This is a genomic window from Sphaerochaeta associata (genome assembly GCF_022869165.1).
In the GTDB taxonomy this organism is placed as follows: domain Bacteria; phylum Spirochaetota; class Spirochaetia; order Sphaerochaetales; family Sphaerochaetaceae; genus Sphaerochaeta; species Sphaerochaeta associata.
On record NZ_CP094929.1, the window covers coordinates 2,682,431 to 2,703,210 of the forward strand.

20 protein-coding genes are annotated in these 20,780 nt (G+C 53.9%); 11 read left to right on the forward strand and 9 right to left on the reverse strand.

Going from position 1 to position 20,780, the window contains the following annotated elements; genetic code table 11:
* The first annotated feature begins 35 nt into the window (after positions 1-35).
* Positions 36-542 (forward strand): nitroreductase family protein, encoded by a 507-nt coding sequence (locus MUG09_RS12425; protein ID WP_244771750.1) that lies wholly within the window; start codon positions 36-38, stop codon positions 540-542.
* Between the two features lie 95 nt (positions 543-637).
* Entirely contained in the window at positions 638-1,693 is a 1,056-nt protein-coding gene (locus tag MUG09_RS12430) for a DNA/RNA non-specific endonuclease (protein ID WP_244771751.1), read from the forward strand.
* Here the strand turns inward: MUG09_RS12430 and MUG09_RS12435 are convergent.
* From MUG09_RS12435 to MUG09_RS12460, 6 genes are all read right to left on the reverse strand, one after another.
* On the reverse strand, positions 1,687-3,693 hold the full coding sequence (locus tag MUG09_RS12435) for an alpha-glucosidase (RefSeq protein WP_244771752.1): 2,007 nt from the start codon (positions 3,691-3,693) through the stop codon (positions 1,687-1,689). The two genes, MUG09_RS12430 and MUG09_RS12435, sit on opposite strands and share 7 nt — an antisense overlap.
* Before the next feature lie 2 nt (positions 3,694-3,695).
* Positions 3,696-4,538, reverse strand: a complete 843-nt coding sequence (locus MUG09_RS12440) for a carbohydrate ABC transporter permease (protein ID WP_244771753.1) — start codon at positions 4,536-4,538, stop codon at positions 3,696-3,698.
* 9 nt (positions 4,539-4,547) lie between these two features.
* Positions 4,548-5,441, reverse strand: a complete 894-nt coding sequence (locus MUG09_RS12445; RefSeq protein ID WP_244771754.1) for a carbohydrate ABC transporter permease — start codon at positions 5,439-5,441, stop codon at positions 4,548-4,550.
* Positions 5,442-5,505: 64 nt separating this feature from the next.
* Positions 5,506-6,771 carry an ABC transporter substrate-binding protein gene (locus tag MUG09_RS12450; protein ID WP_244771755.1) on the reverse strand — a complete coding sequence of 422 codons (1,266 nt, stop codon included), beginning with the start codon at positions 6,769-6,771 and terminating at the stop codon, positions 5,506-5,508.
* 77 nt (positions 6,772-6,848) lie between these two features.
* Positions 6,849-8,165 (reverse strand): L-fucose/L-arabinose isomerase family protein, encoded by a 1,317-nt coding sequence (locus MUG09_RS12455; RefSeq protein ID WP_244771756.1) that lies wholly within the window; start codon positions 8,163-8,165, stop codon positions 6,849-6,851.
* Between the two features lie 113 nt (positions 8,166-8,278).
* A complete protein-coding gene (locus MUG09_RS12460) occupies positions 8,279-9,442 on the reverse strand; it encodes an ROK family transcriptional regulator (RefSeq protein WP_244771757.1) in 1,164 nt (387 codons plus the stop codon).
* 125 nt (positions 9,443-9,567) lie between these two features.
* Here MUG09_RS12460 and MUG09_RS12465 point away from each other — a divergent pair, with 125 nt between their 5' ends.
* Genes MUG09_RS12465 through MUG09_RS12490 form a run of 6 tightly spaced genes read left to right on the forward strand, consistent with a single transcriptional unit; the run spans position 9,568 to position 14,429 of the window.
* Positions 9,568-10,389 carry a transketolase gene (locus MUG09_RS12465; protein ID WP_244771758.1) on the forward strand — a complete coding sequence of 274 codons (822 nt, stop codon included), beginning with the start codon at positions 9,568-9,570 and terminating at the stop codon, positions 10,387-10,389.
* A gap of 10 nt (positions 10,390-10,399) precedes the next feature.
* Entirely contained in the window at positions 10,400-11,344 is a 945-nt protein-coding gene (locus MUG09_RS12470; RefSeq protein ID WP_244771759.1) for a transketolase family protein, read from the forward strand.
* A gap of 3 nt (positions 11,345-11,347) precedes the next feature.
* Positions 11,348-11,818 carry an RpiB/LacA/LacB family sugar-phosphate isomerase gene (locus MUG09_RS12475; protein ID WP_244771760.1) on the forward strand — a complete coding sequence of 157 codons (471 nt, stop codon included), beginning with the start codon at positions 11,348-11,350 and terminating at the stop codon, positions 11,816-11,818.
* Positions 11,815-12,984: an iron-containing alcohol dehydrogenase gene (locus tag MUG09_RS12480; protein WP_244771761.1), complete on the forward strand. Its 1,170-nt coding sequence runs from the start codon at positions 11,815-11,817 to the stop codon at positions 12,982-12,984. The genes MUG09_RS12475 and MUG09_RS12480 overlap by 4 nt, the downstream gene beginning before the upstream one ends.
* The gene (locus MUG09_RS12485) at positions 12,981-13,724 is read left to right on the forward strand and encodes a sulfite exporter TauE/SafE family protein (protein ID WP_244771762.1); all 744 of its coding nucleotides are present in this window, start codon (positions 12,981-12,983) and stop codon (positions 13,722-13,724) included. The genes MUG09_RS12480 and MUG09_RS12485 overlap by 4 nt, the downstream gene beginning before the upstream one ends.
* 3 nt (positions 13,725-13,727) lie before the next feature.
* On the forward strand, positions 13,728-14,429 hold the full coding sequence (locus tag MUG09_RS12490) for a DUF4867 family protein (protein ID WP_244771763.1): 702 nt from the start codon (positions 13,728-13,730) through the stop codon (positions 14,427-14,429).
* A gap of 75 nt (positions 14,430-14,504) precedes the next feature.
* Here the strand turns inward: MUG09_RS12490 and MUG09_RS12495 are convergent, their stop codons facing one another.
* Positions 14,505-15,212: a hypothetical protein gene (locus MUG09_RS12495; RefSeq protein WP_244771764.1), complete on the reverse strand. Its 708-nt coding sequence runs from the start codon at positions 15,210-15,212 to the stop codon at positions 14,505-14,507.
* A 147-nt stretch (positions 15,213-15,359) separates the two neighbouring features.
* A complete protein-coding gene (gene fusA / locus MUG09_RS12500; RefSeq protein ID WP_244771765.1) occupies positions 15,360-17,468 on the reverse strand; it encodes an elongation factor G in 2,109 nt (702 codons plus the stop codon).
* A 263-nt stretch (positions 17,469-17,731) separates the two neighbouring features.
* Here fusA and MUG09_RS12505 point away from each other — a divergent pair, with 263 nt between their 5' ends.
* The 3 genes from MUG09_RS12505 to MUG09_RS12515 are packed head-to-tail and all read left to right on the forward strand — an operon-like array spanning position 17,732 to position 20,156.
* Positions 17,732-18,133 carry an HIT family protein gene (locus MUG09_RS12505; protein ID WP_244771766.1) on the forward strand — a complete coding sequence of 134 codons (402 nt, stop codon included), beginning with the start codon at positions 17,732-17,734 and terminating at the stop codon, positions 18,131-18,133.
* 2 nt (positions 18,134-18,135) lie between these two features.
* Entirely contained in the window at positions 18,136-18,417 is a 282-nt protein-coding gene (locus MUG09_RS12510) for a hypothetical protein (protein ID WP_244771767.1), read from the forward strand.
* Positions 18,418-18,431: 14 nt separating this feature from the next.
* Positions 18,432-20,156: a coiled-coil domain-containing protein gene (locus MUG09_RS12515; protein ID WP_244771768.1), complete on the forward strand. Its 1,725-nt coding sequence runs from the start codon at positions 18,432-18,434 to the stop codon at positions 20,154-20,156.
* On the opposite strand, the gene MUG09_RS12520 is transcribed toward MUG09_RS12515, so the two are convergent.
* Positions 20,153-20,755 carry an HdeD family acid-resistance protein gene (locus tag MUG09_RS12520; protein WP_244771769.1) on the reverse strand — a complete coding sequence of 201 codons (603 nt, stop codon included), beginning with the start codon at positions 20,753-20,755 and terminating at the stop codon, positions 20,153-20,155. The two genes, MUG09_RS12515 and MUG09_RS12520, sit on opposite strands and share 4 nt — an antisense overlap.
* Positions 20,756-20,780 lie beyond the last annotated feature (25 nt).

Below are 20,780 nucleotides of genomic sequence, written 5' to 3' on the forward strand. Positions count from 1 at the left end.
CTGGGAAGAGGTAGTATGGACGGAGGAGGCAGCACATGAACAACATACTACAGAGTCTGCTCAGCAGACGCAGCGTTCGGAATTTCACCGACCGGCAGATACAGGATGAGGAGCTGGACTTGATTTTACAGGCGGCAATTCTTGCCCCGAACGGAAGAAACCAGGAGCCATGGCACTTCACAGCCTTGCAGGATGCAAAGAAACTGAGAAAGCTCGATGAGCTGGTCGTGGGCAAAGGCGCATCCTTCTTCTACTACGCCCCTACTTTGATCCTCGTATCCATCCAGGAAGGCAATGCTTATGAGAAGGAGGATACCGCCTGTGCACTGACCAACATGATGCAGGCCGCCCATGCCCTGGGATTGGGATCGGTGTGGTGCAACCGCATCAACGGCAATCATGAGCTCGATACAAAGCTGGGCGAATTCGGCATTCCCCAAGGCTATCGTGTAACCGGCACCCTGGCGGTGGGGTACATCAAGGGAGAGCTGCCGCCAGGAAGAATTCCCAAGGAAGGGACGATTACCATCGTCCGTTCGTAACCTCCCCATCGGTACGTGGTTCCTCTCCTAGAGAGCTGCCGGTTTTCAAGCCTGCAGCTCTCGGGTATACTCGGGTTCTTGAAGGAGAGGCAACGATGGCGAAGCAGAAAAAGACAAATCGTATACAAAAACAAGTGGGAAAGGCGAAGAAGCGGGGCAAGCGACTGCTTATACTGCTTACCGTCCTCATCGTGCTTTGGATCCTCACCCTGATTTTCGCCCCCAACGAGCAACCGTCACTTCAAAGCTCTTCCACCTACATACAAGATTTGGAACTTCCGCTCCATCAAAAGGGAGATCCGGTGGTAAGCCACCCGGGATACACCCTTCTCTATGACGAGGAGCATGAGCAGCCGCGCTGGGTGGCCTACCATCTCAGCCGCGAAGAGCTGTACGGCAGTCATGATCGGGGGGATGACTTCAGGGCCGATCCTTCCATCCTTACCGGCTCAGCAACACTGGACGATTACCGAGGCAGCGGCTATGATCGCGGCCACCTGATTCCTGCAGCCGACCTGTCCTGGTCTGAGGATGCTATGAGCGGTTCCTTTTATATGAGCAACATGAGCCCGCAGGTCGGTGATTTCAACCGGGGAATTTGGAGCAAGCTCGAAGCAACCGTACGCAATTTCGCCGATACCGAAGGAGCCGTATACGTAGTAACCGGACCGGTGCTCACCGACGGCCCGTACAAGACCATCGGCAAGAACAAGGTATCGGTGCCCAATGCCTACTACAAGGTGGTTCTCGACTATCAAGAACCTGAATACAAGGCCATCGGCTTCGTGCTGCCCAACGAGGGCTCCAAGAAGGACCTGCAGACATTCACAACGAGCATAGACGAGGTTGAGGAGCTTACCGGCCTCGACTTCTTCCACCGGTTGAAGGACACAGAAGAGAATGAACTTGAGGCATCGTTCGATGTTTCTCAGTGGGACTTCTCCACCTTCAGTGCAAGCGCAAAGGACCGCGAAGCATTCCAGGCAGGAAACCTACCTGCAAAGGTGCAGGACAAGCCATCAGGAATCTACTCGTTTGCAAAAGGTACGCTGTCGACCATTCTGTACGTAGTGAAGAAAGAGAGTGTGAACATCATCGAGCTCTTCGTTCCCAAGGCTACACTCAGAGAGGCTGCACCCTTCCTCTATTGAATCGAGGAGAAGAGCGAGGCGAAGCTACTTGCTTTGCGGTAGAATACTGGAGGGCGTAACAGAGGAGCTTCGATGCAGTGCCTGCCCCCATGGTACTCGACCTTGGTAAAGAGGTGCACCCACTCGTCATCAGGAAGCGTTACGACAACCGAATTGGCGCCGGCTTCCAAGACAGGAGCAACCAAGAGGTCCCGCCCCAAGAGGTAGGAATCCTTTACACTCATGAACGATTCCAGTTCATAGTGCAAGAAGATCGGTCTGATAACCGGAATTCCCTGGTCTGCGTTCTCGGCAACCAGATGCATCAGATAGGGCTTGAGCTGCACATGCACATCAGTCATCCGGGCAATTGCCTCGATGGTTTCCTGATCACTGTCAAACTGCCAGTTGTCCTTGGGTCGATTTCCCTCATGAGTGCGCATCAAGGGCGAGAAGGCTGCCTGTTCGGCCCACCGAATCAAGAGCTCCTTGCTGCGCTTCATGCCGTAGAGTGTGGTGTAGCCCCCGATGTCACTATGATTGAGGCCCATGCCGCTCATCGCAAGCGACAGGGTTGCCGTGAGGACTGAAGGAAGGCCGTCGTCCTCGGACCAATCCACATTCTGATCCCCCGCCCACATCATCGGGCATGAAGCAAGGCTCTGGACACATCCGGCACGCATGAAAAAGAGGATCTCATCACTCTTGCCGCACTCCTCTATCGCAGCCTTGTTGACCTCGGCCCAGTAGCCCGGCCACCTGTTGTGCTCGAGCATGGCGTCTTTGCCCCCTGCGAGCACCACATCGGTAGGAAGGTACTCTCCAAAGTCGGCCATCCAACCGGACAGGCCGAAGCCAATGAGCTCGCGCTTTATCACTTCCTTATACCAGGCAACCGCTTCAGGTTTGGTGAAATCCACAATGGCCGCATCGAACTCACCGAAGTCGACCAGGTAAACCGAACCATCCACCCGCTTTCCCAGCAAGTCCAGACGCAAGGCTTCCTCATAGAGCGGGTGATCGACAAGCACATAGGGGTTGATATACCCCAACACACGCACGCCTTCCTCTCTCAAACGTACAATTTCTCGATCCAAGCCCGGGTAGAGCTGCCGGTCCCACTGCCAGTTCCACCTCAGGCGCTTGCCGAAGCTGGTGTACTTCTCCCCTTCCCAATCCTGAAGCCACAGAGCGGCAACCTTGACAGAAGCGTTCTGCATTTTCTCAAGCTTCTCCAAACATGTCTGGGTTCCACCTTGCATTCCCAGGATAATGCCGTCGTACACCCAGGAGGGAAGGTATTGCTGTCTTCCAAGCAAACGGGAGATGTCCTGAACCACTTCCAACAGGGTGGGCTTGACCGATATCACAATACCTGCCGGGACATCCCAGAACTCAAGCTGGTGACAGCCGGGATTGGAGAAATCAAAGTCGGCATACCCATAGGTATCGGCATGCACGAAGTAACGTCGGCTTGAGACGAAGGTGGGCTGCGGGTAGAAGGTGGTGTGATAGTCCCCTCCTGCACGGTCGAGGCGGTCGGCCGTCCGGGTGATTTCAGTCTGCTTGTTTCTGCCCACACCCTGTTCCTGCGTCCAAAGGGGGTAGTTTTTCCCCCTGAGGTTGAAGTGGGAGAACTGCTCCCCGCAACCCCATACACACTCTTGTTCAGTGGCGAAGAGTCGAAGGGCCAGCCGGTTATAGGGGGCAGGGAGAGGGGAACAGCGCAGGTGCAGACGCCCGTCGCGCTCGCTCAGCTCCAGGGAGAAGGACGTTTGCCCTGCAGAGAACGTAAGCGTTGAAACTCCCCTTCCTTCGCTGTACGACTCACTGAGCAGATAGGAACCAAGGGGCAACGTAGTTATCGTCTCATCCTCGATGAAGTAGTTGCCCCGATACATGTCCACCGTCTCTTTCCCCTGCTTCAGGGTGATGAGTGGACAGCTGTCGCTGTGTTCGAGAATCTTGAGTTGGTTGTAGAAGACGGAGAGCCTGCCGTTCTGCTTGGAAAAGCTGATCATACCTACCCCTTCACCCCACCGGCGGTCAAACCACCGATGATCTTGTCATGGAGAAACACGTAGCCTACGATGCTGGGAATTATGGTGATGATCACCGCTGCATACATGCTTGCATAGTCGGTGATGAACTGGCTGGTGAAGAACTTGATGCCGAGTTGAATGGTCCTCGATTCGATCGAGGAGGTAAGCAGCATGGCCATCAGAAACTCATTCCAGCTGTAGATGAAGCAGAAGGTTGCCGCGGTGACAAGGCCTGAACGTGAGAGCGGGAGGATGATCACCGAGAATCGCTTGAAGAAGCCGCAGCCGTCGATGACACTCGCCTCCTCCAGCTCCCGGGGAATGGACTTCATGAAGGCGGTGACCAGAAAAATCGAGACTGGAATATTCACCGCAGTATAGACAAGCACCAGTGCAAGCAAGGTGTTGTACAACCCGCTCTTGGTGATGAAGGAGAAGTAGGGAACCATGAAGGAGATGACGGGAACCAGGACTCCGGCGGTAAATACAGTATACAGCACATCGCGGCCTCGAAAGCGTTCACGGGAAAGAATGAAGGAAGCCATGGCGGTCACGATGCTGTTGAGAATGACGGCGCTGGCTGCAACCACCACCGAATTGAGCAAGAGCCGTGGCAGGCTCGCCATGGCAAGGGCCTTGGCATAGTTGACCCACTGTAATTTCTCAGGCCAGCCGAAGGGGTTGGTCTGCAGCTCCAAATTCGTCCTCAGCGAGCTGACCAACAACCAGAGAAGGGGCAGCAGTGCTACGGCAAGCAGGGAAACCAGAAGAATCCACTTCAGGAGGTTGGCGATGATTTGAGCCGGTGCATAATAGTGTTTCATCATCATCTCCTATTGCGCCATCTCGCTCATCGGATCCGAAGAGCCGAAGATCTTGCGAAGGACGGTGATCACCACCGTTCCCATCAGTATCAGAAATACCCCGGCAGTACTGGCCTCGCTGTACCGCAGTGCATCCATTTTCAGATAGAGGTCGATTCCCATGGTGGTGGTGGCATACGCCGGGCCGCCGCCGGTCATCAGGAAGGTCGATTCAAAGTGACGCATGCCATAGGCCATGGCCAGCGTCATGGTAGTGATGAGGCTGCCCCGCAGCATCGGAAGAGTGATGTTCAATTCCTGCTGGAAGGTGCTTGCCCCGTCGATCTCGGCGGCTTCGTAGAGCGAGCGGGGAATATTCATTGCCGAGGCGAGCAGGATGATCATAAAATACCCGATATAGATGACAGTCTGGAAAATAACAGCAAAGAGAGCGGTATCGGGGTTGCCCAGCCAGTTTCTCTTCTCTGCACCAAACAAGGCACCCAGTATTGCATTCAAAGGACCCTCCACATTGTATATGGCTACCCAGACCATCGCCAAGGCGACGGTGGAGATGACGTTGGGAAGGTAGTAAATGGTTCTCAATGAGCGCCAGAAGTGAGGCTTTCGCACCAGGATCATGGCAACCAGGCAGGCCAGGGGAACTTGGATGAACCCTTGTGAAAGAGCCCATATCACATTGTTTCCCAGAGCCTTGCGAAAGGTTGGATCGCCGAGCAGCTTGGTATAGTTGGCAAGACCGTTGAATTTCATCGACCCGATTCCTCTCCAACTGGTGAAACTCGTGTAGATGGTAAAGAGGAATGGATAGATGAAAAAGAAGAAAAACAAGATGGAGACCGGCAGCAAGAACAAAACTCTCGCCCCCCAGACCCGACTTCGCTGTGTACCGACTGCTTGCATATCGTGCTCCTGATTAGCTGCATGAAATGCCGCCGTCTCGCGACGGCAGCACGACAGGATGTTTCTAGCGTTCGATCTTGCGGTCGACCAGAGCGCAGAACTCTTCTGCACTGATGCGTCCGAGGGCAAGAGCTCCGAGCTGCTGGGCAAACTCCAGCGTTACTTCTGCACCAAGGGCTGCTTCGAGGTCGAAGGCTGTGGTCTTGGCTGCGTCGGCAACATCATAGAATTGCTTCTGCAGGGCCTTGACCGGACGATAATCGGTCTTGATGGCGAACATGGCACCACTGGTCTCGGCAATCTTGGAGATGGAGGGTGCACTGGTCAGGAACTTGAGGAAGTCGACAATTGCTGCCTCGCGCGCCTTATCCTTTGAGGAGGCTGCACAGATGTTGGCCTGCAGACGGCTGATCATGAAGTCCTTGGTGGAACCTGCGGCAGGAAGACCTGCAATCTTGATGGAGTTGAAGAACGGAGTGGCGGCAAGGTCTGCACGGCCGGCATACCAAGGCCCGTTGGAGAAGACTGCGGTGCGACCGGCGAGGAAGTGACCGCCGCTTCCGCCTGCTCCCAGTCCGACTGCATCAGTGGTGGAGTATTCGACGATCATGCGCTTGGTCAGCTTGGCTGCCTCAACGAATGCAGGATCGGTAAAGCTCTTGTCCCATACATTGGTTCCACCCAAGGAGACGGCGAAATGGCTGAACCAGATCATGGAGGTCCAAGCATTGGTATCGCCGGTCATCTGACTGGTCGGGGTGATTCCGGCGGCCTTCAGCTTGTCAAAGGCGGAGAACATGCCCTCAATGGTGGTCGGAAGCTCGGAAATACCGGCTTTCTTGAAGGCATCCATGTTGTACCAGATCGGCAGGATGGCAGTCTCCATCGGCAACGATTTAAGCATCCCGTCGACGGTGGACTGCTCGATCGAGCCGGCATCGAAGCTCTGCTTCCAAGGAGTATCCATGACCTTTGCAAAATCCATGAGCAGGTTGCTTTGGTAGAAGGTGGCGGTAGTCGGATTGAACTTGATCGTGAAGATGTCAGCCGGTGCCTGACCTGCAGCAAGGCTGGTTCTCACCTTCTGCTCGTAGGCGTTGTAGTCGGGCTGTGGTTCAACGACGACCTTGATTTTGCCGGCATTCTTGGCATTGTACTCAGCCACCAAGGCTTCAACGGCGGGGGCCTTGCTGTCGTTTCCGACCCAAATGCTTGCCCAGCGCAGCTCGATCTCTTTGGCAGGCGCATTCTCAACCTGACCCTGGGCAACAAGCGGGAAGACCAGGCAGAGCATCAGCAGAAGGGCGATTAATCTCGATTTTTTCAACATAGCAATCTCCTTTGTATCCTATTTTTGCCTTACAGGCAAAAAGTTTGTATGGTAATGGATGAAAAAGGCATATGAATCTAGCAAATCACCTTCCAACCCTTGATCTTGGCAACCAATTCCAGGGCCCGGATATAGGTGCCGTACACCACCGATGAGTGATGGGCAAGACCGTTGTCCAGAACAAGGTTCAAGACATCTTTAACCGGCCTGTCGAACACCACTTTCATGTAGGTACCCTTGAGCAGCTTCTCCATCGGAATGGCCTTTGCCTTCTGCAGGAACATCCGATATCCACCACGGGCTGAATCGATGCGAAGCACTGAAAGCTCTCCGCTTTTAAGTACAAAGTCGGCGGTCACACCCTTGCCGCCGGCAAAGTAGGTGTCCAGACTGCGATTGCACACGCCGTCCCACAGGTTGCATGGGGCAACCCCGCAATGCCAAAACAGGGCGAAATCCTGTTCGAAATCAACTTGGGAGAAATCAAAAAGGAAAGGGGTTTCTGCTCCAAGGGCCTTGTGGGCGATCATCGAAAGGGCCCCGTCGATATCCCCTTCGCAGGCGAGTATCAGACCTTCGGACTGCAACAACGACATCGCTGCACAAGGAGAGACTCCGAAGTCCCGGGCGAACTCGGGCCAACAGCGGATGGCAAGGGCGGACAGGCCGTTTGCATGGTAGAATGCATCCAGCTTTGCAGATAGTCGGGAGACCTTGTCCAATTGGTATGCAGACAGTGTTGAGACATCAAAGGTGTCGGCAAGCTGCTTTCGCCTTCGTGAAACCTCTTCATCACGTACCTCATAGTTGTGCACTTCACTCAGTTCATAGTGATCGACCAAGGCACCCGTCTGTCCGAACAGCAGGTTGTCCTGTACCCCGACATTGAAGAATCCGTCGGCCCGGTAGCCGATGATGCCGATCTTCGATCCTTTCATCGCCTTGATCACCCGCAGGGCATCGATCCAATCCTGATCTACGGTATTCTGGATGATGACCGTGTAGTCATCGAACCCGCTCTTATAGAGGTTTGAGGCATTGAGGTTCACTCCGCACACTGAATTAAGCCGGATCTTCCCCCCGTTGTACGGCAGCTCGGGAAGTCCCCACAAAAGGACGGGAACCGCAAGCTCGCGCTTGAGCATGAGAACCAGATGGCCCAGATGGAACGTACCGGAGATGCAGATCAGCCCATCGACGTGCTCGCCGGCGAGCTTCTTGGCTGCTGCCAGCCCATCCTCCTGGCTGATCACCAGCTCATCAATGAAGCACCACTGGACCGCTTCGACGCTCTTCAAGTCTTCGCGAATCTTGGAATAGAGCTCCCCTGCTGCACCAAAGTCATAGGTTTTTCTGGCAAGGCACACGACTGCTATCTTGACGGGATGTTTCACGCTCTGCTCCTTATGGATGGAAGGGAGAAGGCCGAGCTTCACCCTATATAGTTACTTTCCATAAGTAAGTAAATACCACAATACTGTGTTCGTCAATGAAAACTTTCGTTTTTTTAGCGGAAGTACTCCTGCAACACCAAGTCGCTAGCTCCCTTTTGGGCGAGCAACGGATCGTAGGCGGTGGCGAAAATCCTCGGTTTCTCACAGCAGAAGGCATCGGGTTCGCTCATCAGGTGCTCGACCTGCTCACAGAGGGCCTGCGCGACTGTCTCACAACATCCTACGAAGAGGAATGATTTTGGTGCCAGCAGGCGGGTGAGAACCTTCATCGCAATTACCAGATACCCTGCAGCCCGTTCAATGGTTCGCTTTGCTGCCGCATCGCCTTCTTGCAGCTTCTCATCGAGCCCCTCGAACAGGGCCAACCGCAGTTCCACCGAATTCGGGTCGAGGTCCTGCAGATACGCCTGCAGACAACCACGACTGCCGCAGCTGCAGCGCGGGCCGTCGCTGTCGATGGGAATGTGGCCGCACTCGATCGTCTGGTTTTGGCTGTTCACATAGATCTCATCGTCATGGACAAAAGCCCCGTTCACCCCGGTTCTCAGCAGGAAGGTAAACATGCTGCCGCTATGATCGAATCCCCCGTAGCGGTACTCGCTGAAGGCAAGCGCGCTGCAGTTGTTGTGAATCATCACCGCAAGGCCGAGCCGGCTCGACAGCTCGTCAACCAGTGCAATATCCTTCATGCCCTCGATACGGGGATAGTAGCGCACCCGCTGTTGGGCAAGGTCCACCTGGCCGGGGGCGGCAACCCCAACCCCGATGACCTTCTTTTTGGGGATGGACAGTTCGCCGAGTATCCGGTTGATCTCACCTACAATGAGGTCGATGACCTGGCTTGCCCCAACCGACTCGGCAAGCGGATGCATGACCGAATAGATACGCTCTCCTTGGAAGTCGAAGACACCAAGGGATAGGAAGGCGGTCCAGAATTCGAGGCCCACCGTGTAGCGCGCATGCTTGGAAACCACATAGAGCACAGGTCGTCTGCCCTTCTTGGCCACCGTCTCCTCCCCGTTGCTTTGAGCGGGAACTATGAGGCCCTCCTCTTCAAGGGAGGAGAATATGCGAAAAATAGTAGGGGCTTTCAACCCGGTTTTTTGGACGACTTCCGATTGGCTGGTTCCCAGATTCTTGGAAGCGTGAATCAGCGAGAGCACCATATTCTGATTATGGACCCGCAAATCTGATGCCCTCAGTGGATTTCCTTGCATTGCACCCTCCCTTGTGGGACCAGTCTAATCCCATCGATGAAAAAAATCCACAAGAAGTGACTTTACAAGCTGGAAGGAATGGAATATATTTACTTTCACTAAGTAACTAAAAGAGAGGTATCTTCATGCTCACCTCGCAGGAACTGCAGCAACTCTCGGATTTTGCCAAGGAAATCCGCAAAAAAACCCTGTATGCCATTGGAAATCTCGGCGTCGGACACATCGGTGGCTCCCTCTCGATCGCCGACTTGTTGGCCCTGCTCTACGGCAAGGTGATGCGTATCGATCCCGACAATCCACAATGGGAGCAACGGGACTTGCTCGTATTGTCCAAGGGGCATGCAGGACCCGCCTTGTACGCAACCCTGGCGCTCAAGGGCTATTTCCCCTTATCCGAGCTGGACACCCTCAATGTGGGAGGAACCAACCTGCCCAGTCACTGCGACCGGACCAAGACGCCGGGCATCGACATGACCACCGGCTCTCTCGGCCAAGGCCTGAGTGCTGCCTGCGGCCTTGCGTATGCACGCAGAGTCGACGGCAATACGTGCCATGTCTATGCCATCATCGGTGACGGCGAATCACAGGAAGGACAGAACTGGGAAGCGGCGATGTTTGCTTCCCACTACAAGCTCGACCACCTTATTACCTTTACCGACAACAACAAGATGCAGATCGACGGATTGACCGAGCAGATTATGGGACTGGGCGACCTTGAGGCGAAGTGGAACAGTTTCGGCTGGTTCACCCAGCGGGTCGACGGGCATGATCTGAAAGCGATGGATGAAGCCATCGAGCGAGCCAAGGCACAATCGGGCAAACCCTCGATGATCATATTGGACACCATCAAGGGCAAAGGCGCTTCGTTCTGCGAGGGAAAGGTGACCAACCACAATATGAACTTCGATCTGCAAACCGCCAATGCGGCGATTGCCGAGCTGGGATAAGGAGGAAATGATGGAAACCAAGGAGATGCGTGCAGTCTACTGCGACACCCTTATCGAGCTTGCACAATCGGATGAGAGGATCATGGTGGTGGAAGCGGACCTCATGCGTGCAACCGGCACCATGAAATTCAAGGAAGCCTACCCCGAGCGTGCGGTGGACGTCGGGGTGGCCGAGGCAAACCTGGTGGGGGTGAGCTCAGGGCTCAGCGCCGGAGGGAAGATTCCCTTTGCCGCAACCTTTGGGTGCTTTGCATCACGCAGGGCGTTTGACCAGTTCTTCCTCTCGGCAAACTATGCCAAATTGAATGTCAAACTGGTGGGAACAGACCCCGGCATCAGTGCAGCATTCAACGGGGGAACGCACATGCCTTTCGAAGACATCGGTCTGATGCGCATGATACCGGGCCTGACCATCGTCGAGCCGTCCGACCCCGTCAGCCTCAAGGCACTGACCAAAGCAGCGGCACAGATTGAAGGATGCGTGTACATGCGCCTGCACCGAAAGGCAGTCGCTGCGCTGTACGAAGAGGGAGAATCATTCACCCTGGGCAAAGGCAAAGTGCTTGCCGACGGAAGCGACGTCACCATCATAGCCCTGGGGGCCATCCTGGTTCCCGAGGCCCTCAAGGCACGACAGTTGCTCACGCAGCAAGGGTATGAGGCTGCAGTAATCGACATGCATACCGTCAAACCCTTGGATGAGGAGCTCATCCTCTCCTATGCCAGGAAAACAGGGTGCATTGTGACGGCTGAGAACCACCAAACGGCCGGAGGATTGGGAAGTGCAGTTGCAAACTTCCTTTCTCAAACCCATCCCACCCCGATGGCGATGGTGGGAATCCACGATGAATTCGGTCAGGTAGGCACACAAGCCTGGCTTGCTCAGCACTACCGTCTCACAGCAGAAGAAATTTCACGCAAGGCTCTTGCACTGATCAAGGGCAGGAAGGAGTGACGTATGACCATAGCAATTGCAAGCGACCTCAGCGGCTTTCCCCTCAAGAAGGAGTTGGTCGAGCATCTGAAAGAGAGCGGTTACACCGTCCTTGATTTCGGCATCGAAAACGAGAACGCTCCCCAGCCCTACTTCATCCAGGCCCCCAAGGTAGCCAAGGCGATCCAGGAGGGAAAAGCGGAGAAAGGGATTTTGGTCTGCGGGACCGGACAAGGAATGGCCATTGTGGCAAACAAGCACAAAGGCATCTACGCTTGTGTGGTGGATGACATTTTCAGTGCAGAGCGATCGAAGATCGTCAATAATGCCAATGTCATCACGCTCGGCGGTTGGATCACAGCCCCCTTTGCGGGGAAGCAGATCGTCGATGCATGGCTTGCCATGAGTTTTACCCAGAAGATGGAGTTCAAGAAAGACTTCCTGACCAACGCCTTCGCCCAGGTCCAGGCGATCGAGGAGGAGAACCTCAAATGATTGAAAGCCTGCAGAGTACTGTTCACATCCTCAGCGTATCCGATCTGGACGCCGACACACTATCACAGATACTCACCTTTTCAGCGAACAAGGCAGGCAGGCCCACCGTCTGTGCAGTCATAGACAACGCACCCATTCCCGCCAAGGATGTACTGCTCAAGGATCTGGAGCGCCATGCAATCGTACACCGGTTCGACCAAGTGCAACCGAATCCCCGGACGGTGGATATCATGCGCATGTATGAAGACCCCGAATTTGCATCATGCGATGTGGTACTGGGTATCGGGGGAGGCAGCACTCTCGACTCCGCAAAGGCTCTGGCAATGCTCGCTTCCAATGGGGGGAGTCTTGCCGAGTACCTTGGGAACAAGCCGCTGCGTACGATCACCGAACGTGCAAAAACTCTCGTTCTGATCCCGACCACCGCCGGTACGGGATCGGAGGTGACCAAGGTCGGCGTCTACACCGATCCCCTTGGAAGGAAGTACACCCTCGGCTCGCCCTTGATGAGCGCCCGCACGGCAGTCTTGGCTTCCTCGCTGCTGGAGGGCGTTCCCCCATCTCTCTGTGCTGCTACAGGCTTGGATGCCTTGGACCATGCATTGGAATCAATTTGGAACAAGAATAGTACCCCGTTGACCAAAACAATAGCCCGTAATGCTGCTATTGAGATACTTGAAACACTGCCAAAGCTGTATCAGGCCATCAAAAAGCAGAGTCCCGACAAGCAATCTCTCATCCGATCGATGCTCGCCGCATCCACGAAAGCAGGAATTGCCTTCAACCTTACCGGAACAGCCGCCGGGCATGCCATCTCTTTCATTCTCAGCGAGGAGTGGCATGTTCCCCACGGCCTGGCATGCGCCTTCACGTTGCTGGAAGTCTTCGATTGGGCGGTACAGGACGAGTCGAATCGAAAAGAACTTGCCCAAATAGGCAAGCATTTCCATCCGACTTTCGGAGATGACCAAGCCCTGGAAGCTCTGAGAGAAGACATTTCCTCCCTGATGCAAAGACTCGCAATACCAACCAAATTTGCGGACATCAAGGTGGATCTCACCGACCTATCGGTCTTTGATCGCTGCCTTGACGATCCGAAGCTGCTCAACCAGCTTCCGCCTCTGGGCAAGAAAGATCTCCATCGCATCATCGAGGCCAAGCGATGAGTGCCATCCTGGCAAGCGGAGTGGTCGTGTTGATCACCCACGCACTTGAGGCTGTAACCGGCTTCGGGTGCGCCGTCCTTGCCATGCCCTTTGTCAGCGCCCTGCTCGGGGTGAAAACGGCTGTGAAGGTTATTACCATCCTGGCATGGCTGTTGGCACTGTACCTTGCAGTACGCAATTACCGCAGGATCGACTTCAAGCAATATGCAATCATTACCGGATGCATGCTCGCAGGTCTTCCAGTGGGCATGTACCTCTTTCGCAGCCAGGATACATCCGTCCTTTCAATCATCCTGGCCGTCTTTATTGTGCTTGTATCGGTAAGCCAGCTGTACCGACTCCTGCATAAAGGAGAACAAGCCGAACTTCCTCAGGGAGGAAGGGCGCTTTTCTACTACCTGTTGCTTGTGCTGGGGGGCATCGTTCATGGCATGTTCTCCTCCGGCGGCCCCCTGGTGGTGTTGTACGCCACCCGCGCCCTCCCGGACAAGGGCTCGTTTCGAGCTACGCTCTGCCTGCTGTGGACGACGCTGAACACCATCATCATCGCAACCTACCTGGCTGAAGGTTCTCTTGATCAGGGCACGGTCAACACGACCGCCCTGCTCATACCCTTTGTTGCGGCGGGCGTCATCATTGGAGAACGGGTGCACGACAAGGTTGATGAGAGAAAGTTCTCCCTCATTGTGTTTTCCATGCTATTGTTGACCGGAATCTTCATGTTGGCATTTACGAGGTAAACCATGCACCCATCTTTCTATCGAGTTCCCGACGCACTGATCACTGAGAATCCCCATCGTATGATTCACCGCATCGACTCATCCCGTTTCAACCAATACGGGACGTTGCTGCCTGATCTGAAGGTAACAGACCTCATTGAAACAGCTCAAAAACTCACGGCAATTCCACAGGAGGGCAACGTCTATGTTGCCTCACTACCAGAATTGGAAGCCCTCGCCGAGACTGCAAGCCTGCAGTCCTACTTCAATGGACAGAGTATCCAGGTTGGATACTGCAACGGACGCAATATCTCGATCAACGGGGCCGAGTATCACAAAAGTCCCGAGCTGTTCATCGCTGTAACCGACTGTCTTCAATTCCTGACCCCGTTCAACCAGCTCAAGGATTTCAGAGCAGTGCATACAAATGCTGCAGAACTCTTCTACTTTCCCAAGGGCTCGGTGGCTCTCATCAAGGAGAAGGTGCTGCACCTTGCTCCGTTGTGTGTGCATCAAGAGGGATTCAAATCCATCATCGTCCTGCCAAAAGGAACCAATGAGCCGCTTGACACAGGTATTGTCCACAACCCGGAGAACGATGAGGACAAGCTGTTGTTCAAGCAGAACAAGTGGATGCTCGCCCATCCCGACCGCATCCAGCTTACCAGCCAAGGGGTGACGGTAGGACTTGAGGGAGAGAATCTCAGTATCAGGCCGCTGAACTAAAAAGGACCGGCCGAAACGGCCGGTCTGACGAGTAGGGACACTGAAGGCCGCTCTCAGGCGGCCTTCAGGTGAACATTACTTGGAAATGAGCATGGTCTTGGGATCGAGGCTGACCCCCATAGGCTTTTCGACCATCTCCCCATGAGCCTTCACTGCAGTCATGACTACCTTGTCACGCTCCTCATTATAGATAAGTCCGATCAGGACATCGATCAAGTCAACATACTTATGCATGGTATTGGGAACACCATACTTGTCATACACCACATCGGCACGAACAGGAGATACGCTGAACCACACCTCCAGATTCATGCTCTGGGCGAACTGCTTTATTTTCTTGACATCGTCCTCTGTTGCGATGGTCAGCTTGTACCCATCGAAGAGAATTGCGTCTGCTTTGAAAGAACCATGCTTGATCAAGGTTTCCAGACTGGAAAGCACCTTTTCAATGGTGACATTTTCCTGGCTGAAGTTCATGACCACACGGTTGGAGAGAATATTATTGTACACCGATGCTGCATCATCAAGACTGCGGCCTTCGGAAACTTCCCGGAAGACTTCCTTGTACCAATTGATGACGTGCTCGACATTGCCGGAGAAAGAGACGTGGATGACATGCTCACCCCTGAGCAGTTTATCGGTGGCCAGGTGTACCAGACATGCTGTTTTCCCAACCCCGTGACGAGAAACGAGGACCCCGAGGTTTCCACGACCGAGCCCGCCGCCCAGTGACTCATCAAAAACGCGAAGAGGACTCAAGTCGTTCAACTCTTGAATTTCCATATTGCTCACCTCCAAGTAGTATTTAGGTTCCCCCTTAGTATACTATGGAAATCGCCGATTGGGTACAAATTTACACAGAGGCCCAAAGAAGAACCCCCACAGGGAGGTATCTCCTTATGGGGGTTGTATTGTAATTTGAAGAGAAGCTTACTTCTGATCTCGCTTGCGCTTTTCCTGGTAATCCTTCTTCAGCTGCTCGGAAACACCGGAAGGTACGCGGCCGTACTTGCCGATTTCCATGGTGAACTCGCCCTTTCCCTGTGTCAGGGAGCGGAGCACCGTGGAGTAGCCGAACATCTCGGAGAGGGGAACCTCAGCGAGAACAGTACACATGGCATTGTCTTCGGTGGAGCTGACGATCAAACCACGTCTCTGGTTGATCGAAGCAAATACACCGCCCTGGAACTCGTTCGGGGCAACAACTTCGACCTTCATGATCGGCTCAAGGATGACAGGCTTCGCCTTCTCAAAGGCTTCGCGGAAAGCACCCAAGGCAGCGGTCTGGAAGGCTTGGTCTGAGGAGTCAACCGGGTGCCAGGCACCATCGTTGACCACAGCCTTGACTCCGATGACCGGGAAGCCGACCTGGCTGCCCTTCTTGACAGCGAGCTGGAAACCCTTGTCACAGGAAGGAATATACTCGGTCGGAATGGCTCCACCCTTGACCTCGTCCACAAACTCGTAGTCCTTGTACTCTTCGCCCTCGACAGGATCCGGAAGCGGCTCGAAATATCCGGCGACACGTGCGTACTGACCGGAACCACCAGTCTGCTTCTTGTGGGTGTAGTTGAAGTCGGCACGGGCTGTGATGGCCTCGCGGTAGGCAACCTCGGGTTGACCGACCTCGACCTCGGCCTTGTACTCGCGCTTCATACGCTCGACATAGACTTCAAGGTGCAGCTCGCCCATACCCTGGATGATCGTCTGATTGGACTCAGGGTCTACATAACTGCGGAACGTCGGGTCTTCCTTGGTAAAGCGGTTGAGAGCCTTACCCATATTGTCGGAAGCCTTCTTGTCCACCGGCTTGATGGCCAGTGAGATAACAGGATTGGGGACGTACATGGAGGAGAGGGAGTAGTTGAGTTTCGGATCGCAGAACGTGTCACCACTGGCGCACTCGATGCCAAAGAGGGCTGCAATTTCACCGCAACCGGCTTCAGTCAAGTCTTCCATGGCGGCAGCATGCATGCGGATCAAGCGACCAACACGGAACTTCTTCTTGGATCGGGTGTTGTAGAGCTCATCGCCCTTCTTCACCTTACCCTGATAGACACGAATGTAGGTAAGCTGACCGTACTGGCCGTCTTCAAGTTTGAAAGCAAGAATGACAGGAGGAAGATCGTCGTCGGACTTGAGGATGACCTCTTCTTCGTTCTTGTCCAGATCGAGAGCCCTGTTCACAACTTCGGTAGGATTGGGCAGGTAGCTGACTACTGCATCGAGCAATGCCTGGATGCCCTTGTTCTTGTAGGCCGAGCCCATGAATACCGGGCAGAGCTCAAGACGGATGGTAGCATCGTGAATCGCCTTGCGCAGAAGTTCAACAGTTACATTGTCCTCAAGCATGGCTTCCATCAGCTCATCGGAGCACATGGAAACACCGTCAAGCAATTCTTCACGCTTGGCAGTAGCTTCTTCCAAGAGGTGGGCGGGAATCTCTTCTTCGCGAACCTGGTCGGCGTTTGCTCCGGCATCGAAGTAGAGAGCCTTCATGGTCACCAAGTCAACGACACCTTCAAGACGTTCCTCAAGCCCGATGGGAATCTGCATCAAAACAGCATTCAGGCCGAGCTTCTCAACGAGCTGCTTCTTGACGCGGTACGGATTGGCACCGGTTCGGTCGCACTTGTTGATGAAAGCAATACGGGGAACATGGTAGCGCTTCATCTGCCGGTCGACGGTGATCGACTGGCTCTGCACACCACCTACGGAGCAAAGTACCAATACGGCACCGTCAAGTACGCGCAGCGAGCGCTCGACTTCAATGGTGAAGTCGACGTGGCCCGGAGTGTCGATGACGTTGATCTCCGTGCCTTTCCAAGTGACGTTAGTTGCAGCTGAGGCAATCGTAATGCCCCGTTCACGCTCGAGCTCCATGCTATCCATGGTGGCGCCAACGCCATCCTTACCACGAACTTCATGAATTTCGTGGATCTTATTGCAGTAGTAGAGGATGCGTTCGGAGAGAGTCGTCTTTCCCGAGTCAATGTGGGCACTGATTCCGATGTTCCTCAAGTTTTGCAAACTAGCCATTCTGTATAACCTCTATAAAATAGAATAAAAACGAATCCACAGGTATCCCTGCAGTTCCGAACAACACCCGATGAAAAGGTCTTTCTTCCTTTACACACATCAGGTTAGCTTCTGAAGGGATTGGAAGGGACAAAGAACTATCTCAGCTGTCCCACCGTACCCCGTGGATAATAGTATATCTGCTTATTTTGTGCAATCCCTTTTCCCAATACAATCCTTTTCCGACTCGACACTTGTGTGCTACAATGGCTCTGAGGTGTGCCATGGAAACGATTTTCACAAAGATTTTGAAAGGGGAAATACCCAGTGTTAAACTTCATGAGGACGAACTTTGCTTTGCCATCCTCGACATCAATCCAGTCAACAAAGGGCACCTGTTGCTGATCACCAACGAGCCCTATCCTGATCTGCAGTCATGCCCTGACGAAGTTCTCGCCCATCTGATAAGACTGGCAAAATTAGCTGATGCAAAGCTCAGGGAGCACCTGCACTGCGACGCCACCAACTTGGTTGTAAACAATGGCAGGGAGAGCGGACAGGAAGTACCTCACTTTCATCTGCACGTAATACCACGCTGGAAGGGCGATCATAAAAACATCCAGCTATCGAAAGAGACCTATACCGACGGCCAGATGGCCGAGTATGGAAAACAATTGGAGTTCTAGCTATGCGTGCATGCCATCACTGTCACACGCCTATCGACGCCATGACCGGCATCGGGTATTCGACGCTCTGCCCAACCTGCTCAAAAAGCCTGCACAGTTGCGTCAACTGTCGTTTTTACAGCCCCGGAATCTATCACGACTGCCTTGAAGGAGTGGAAGAGTATATCGAGGATAAGATGGAGGCAAACTATTGCGACTCTTTCATGCTTGGAGAGGACTCCAAAGAGGAAGCAAAGCGCAAAGAACAAGCCAAGGCACGGGCTGAGGCTTTCTTCAACTTCTAAGGACACGGAACACTATGAACAAACGCTGGTTACTGCCCATTCTTCTCGTCATTCTCCTCTTTACCGCCGGCTGCCAAAGCTATACAGCCCGGCAGGGAAAGTCTGCCATAACCATTCCTGCCGCCGACGAGGTGCAGGTGGTCACCAAGTACTCCACCTTGGAAGCAGAAAGACAAGCAATCCTCGAAGCCGAGCTTGCCAGGCAAGAATTCGAGCAGGAGGCCGAGGCAGCGAGAGTCAAAGCTGAGCAGGAAGCCTTGAGAGCACAACAGCAACGAGAGGTGGAAGAAAGGCGGCTGCTTGAGCAGCAACAGCTGGAGCAGAGCAGACAGCAGGCATGGGACGAAGCCCAGGCCACCATTGCCTCGCTGACTGAAAAGAATGCATTACTGGAACAATCCAAGAAGGACCTTGAAAGCCGCCTCGATACAACCCTCCAGGCATTGGCCGCGAGTAAAGGAGAGTCGGGATCCACCAGCGAACAGCTGGTTTCAACCATGCAGCAACTGGATGACCTGACCCAAGCCTACCAAACCCTTACCTATCATGCGAATGAGCTGGAAGGACTGTTGACCGAGCAACAGGTCATCAATCGTGAACTGCAACGCGTGCTCGCCGAAAACGAGGAAGCAAGGCTTGCCAATGAATCATCTATGCAGAGCCAGCATGCACTAGAGGTGCAAATCCTGCAGGCAACCATCCAAAATCTCGGAGAAGAGATGGCCATCCTGAAAATCCAGCTGGAAGAGAAAGCCTCGACCCTGGAAGAGAAACTCAGGCTTGAGCAGGAACGTGAAGCAGAAGCCAAGCGGCTTGCAGAACAAAAGCAACAGGAGCTTGCCCAGCGGGAAGCCGAACAGCAACGATTGGAGGAAGAGGAGAGAATCAGGGAAGCTGCGCTGCAGGCACAGTATCGACAGATTCCCCCATTGGCTTCCCTCACCTTCCCCAGAGTATATGCAACCGACACCCCCACCATATTGCTCACAGATCAAAGCCAGTTGCACGTCATGCTGCTCCCCCTCGATGATACCCCTTGGAGTGAGAAGGGTATGGCCTTGGAGGTCAAGAACAGCATCAAGGACCTCTCCTATCCTGTGATATTCCTAACAGGTCACATGCAGAATGTCATCGACGTGGTACGAGAGATCGGAGTGCATGCCGTATTGGTGGACGGGGGAGCCATCATCACCACGCTGCCTATCGTCAGCTCCAGCAAACATGGTGCCAGCGTGCAATTCAGCGAGAAGAAGACGCTCAGACTAGCACTCTCCTACCTGCCCGAGTATGAGGTGCTCTCCACCTTCGCATCCGGTGGTGATTGGAAAGCAATCCAAAAGGAGATCACCGGCTCACGACAGGAGAAGCTGAAAGCTATTATTGGTGAAGGTTCGATCACCGAGCCGACACTCATCGCTTCGAGTCTCTTCGAGCCTTCGCATCAGGATTGGAATACCTTCAGTCCGATTACCTATCGGCAAGTCGATTACCTCTGGCCGCTGACCACCCTGCTGGAAGATGAGCAGTTCTACGATGCCTATCGGGCAACGCACTTTTCCAGTGCAACCGATGCTGGAAACACATTCCTTAAAGGCAATCTCAAGGAACGTATAGACTATCTGTTCAGCCGCAAGCTGCTTCCTCTCTCCTCCTCCATGCTTACCATCGGAGGCGAGTCGGTCGCCGATGCGAACGGCATCGCACGCTACGGTCTCGTCGCTTCCTTCCTTGTCCCTTAGGGTTCGTCCACCACGACAGCTTCAGCCTCGATCGTCCGGGTGCTGAACTGTCGGTTGATCTTGCGGATGCGGTACGACCAGAGAATCATACCAAGACCTGTAGCAATAAGCACAACCCCGAAGAGCTTTATCAGCATGCTGCCGATTTGCTCGGGGAATACGAACAACAGAACCGCCACGATCAAGGAAAATACACCTTCGGAAAGCAGCCCTGAAATGGCAATGTCGCTCTTTCTCAAGAGCAGAGCATCAAGGAAGGAGATGACTGCAGAGAATACCAGCTCAACAGCGATGACATACAAGAGAATCTTCCAGCTCACATCGGCAGCAGCCAAAGGAACAATGACAGCCACCAAGCCCAGCCCCAGACTGATCAGGGCCTTGATGAGTGTAGCGGTCTTTGTCCGCTTACCCAGGTTGTAGCGTTTCAGTGAAAACAGGGAGGTCAAGCCCGACCCAGCCAAGAACATGCCAAGAATAGAGATGAAAATCCTGATGAATGAGTCCTGTTGGAACATCAAGAAAATACCCAGAATGGTAAGCAACGCCCCGAAGAGGGTTGAAAGCATCAAGTGGCGTTTAAGAAAACTATCCTGCATTGACAACTCCTTATTCCGGTATTGC